Source organism: Mesorhizobium sp. M7D.F.Ca.US.004.03.1.1, assembly GCF_003998635.1.
GTDB classification, from domain to species: Bacteria; Pseudomonadota; Alphaproteobacteria; order Rhizobiales; family Rhizobiaceae; genus Mesorhizobium; species Mesorhizobium loti.
The window spans coordinates 1-1,936 of record NZ_RZQG01001042.1 but is presented as its reverse complement, the minus strand read 5'-3'; the positions used below and the strand labels follow the sequence as shown (position 1 = coordinate 1,936).

3 protein-coding genes are annotated in these 1,936 nt (G+C 63.4%); all 3 read left to right on the top strand.

Annotation, left to right across the window (positions count from 1 at the left end; genetic code table 11):
* Positions 1-771 (top strand): RsmD family RNA methyltransferase (locus tag EN935_RS33590; protein ID WP_164771588.1); only part of this gene is annotated, 771 nt, incomplete at its 5' end.
* Positions 772-1,629, top strand: a complete 858-nt coding sequence (locus tag EN935_RS33585) for an RNA methyltransferase (RefSeq protein WP_126070538.1) — start codon at positions 772-774, stop codon at positions 1,627-1,629.
* 13 nt (positions 1,630-1,642) lie between these two features.
* The coding region (locus EN935_RS33580; protein WP_206534632.1) for a signal peptidase II at positions 1,643-1,936 on the top strand (294 nt) is incomplete at its 3' end.

Sequence of the window (1,936 nt, the reverse complement as noted above, 5' to 3'; positions counted from 1 at the left end):
GGCCAGGCGATCTGGCAAAAGGCCTTGCCGGTAAAAGAATGGGAGCGCGCCGACGCCGTCTTCACCGGCGACACCGACGAGGAAGGCATCGGCCGCTGGCGTTTCCCCAAGGTGCCGCTCGGCGAGACCTGGCCGATGAAGCATGACGGCATCGACTATCTCGGCCGTTTCACCTCGTTTCGCCATGTTGGCGTCTTTCCCGAGCAGGCCTCGCACTGGGACCACATGGCCGGGCTGATCGCGGCGGCGAAGCGGCCGGTCAAGGTGCTGAACCTGTTCGGCTATACCGGTCTTGCTTCCTTGGTGGCGGCCCGCGCCGGCGCCGAGGTCACCCATGTCGATGCCTCGAAGAAAGCGATCGGCTGGGCCCGTGAAAACCAGGAAATGGCCGGGCTCGGCAGCAAGCCGATCCGCTGGATCGTCGACGACGCGGTGAAATTTGCCGAGCGAGAGGAGCGCCGGGGTAGCCGCTATGACATCATCCTGTTCGACCCGCCGGCCTATGGCCGCGGCCCCAAGGGCGAGGTCTGGCAATTATTCGAGGACCTGCCTGCTTTGACCGATCTCTGCCGCGCGATCCTGACGCCGAAACCGCTTGCCGTGGTGCTGACCGCCTATTCGATCCGCGCCTCCTTCTTCGCCATCCATGCCTTGATGCGCGACACCTTTGCCGGCATGGGCGGCAAGATCGAATCGGGTGAGTTGATCATCCGCGAAAAGTCCGCCGGCCGGGCGCTTTCGACCTCATTGTTTTCGCGTTGGGTGGCCTGAATGAACGAGCGGCACGCAGGCGCACCCGGCCAGGTTAAGGAAGTCACCAGCCTCGCCAATCCGCTGGTCAAGGATATCAAGGCCCTCGCGCAGAAGAAATTCCGCGACCAGCAGAACGCCTTCATGGCCGAGGGACTGAAACTGGTCATCGATGCGCTCGATCTCGGCTGGCACATCAGGACATTGGTTTTCGCCAAGGCCGGGCGCGGCAACGCGGCGGTGGAAAAGGTCGCGGCACGCACGGTTGCCGCCGGCGGCATGGTGCTGGAAGTGTCGGAAAAGGTGCTCGTCGCCATCACCCGTCGCGACAATCCGCAAATGGTGGTCGGCGTCTTTTCGCAAAAATTCCTGGCCTTGAAGGATGTCCGCGCTGACAATGGCGACGTCTGGGTGGCGCTCGACCGGGTGCGCGATCCCGGTAATCTCGGCACCGTCATCCGCACCATCGATGCCGTCGGCGCCAAGGGCGTCATCCTGGTCGGCGACACCACCGATCCTTTTTCGGTGGAGACGGTGCGCGCCACAATGGGTTCGATCTTTGCCGTGCCGGTGGCCAAGGCGACAACCGAGGCTTTCCTTGCCTGGCGAGGCGGGTTTTCAGGCCTCGTCGCCGGCACCCACCTGAAAGGCGCCGTCGACTACCGCTCGGTCGATTTTTCCCGCGGCCCGGTGCTGCTGATGATGGGCAACGAGCAGCAGGGACTGCCCGAAAGCCTGGCTGCGAGTTGCGACAGGCTGCTCCGGATTCCGCAAGCGGGCCGTGCCGATTCGCTCAATCTGGCCGTCGCCACCGGCATCATGCTGTTCGAGATCCGGCGCGGCGCGCTGAAGCTCGAACCAATCGTGGACCAGCAATGAAGGTTGCCTGCCCGTGAAATCATGGTCTCCCTACGCGCTGCTCGTCGTCGCGGCCATCGCGCTTGACCAGTGGATAAAACACCTGGTCGAGACTGGTCTCGCCTTTCAGGAAAAGCTCGATCTGGTACCCTTCCTGGCGCTGTTTCGCACCTACAACACCGGCATCGCCTTCTCGATGTTCTCGTCCTTTGGCGACACCGGGCTGATCGTCATTTCGCTTGCGGTCGTTGCCTTCGTGCTGTTCCTGGCGACACGGATCGCACCGTCCCAGATCCTTGCCCGCACCGGCTTTGCGCTGATCGTCGGC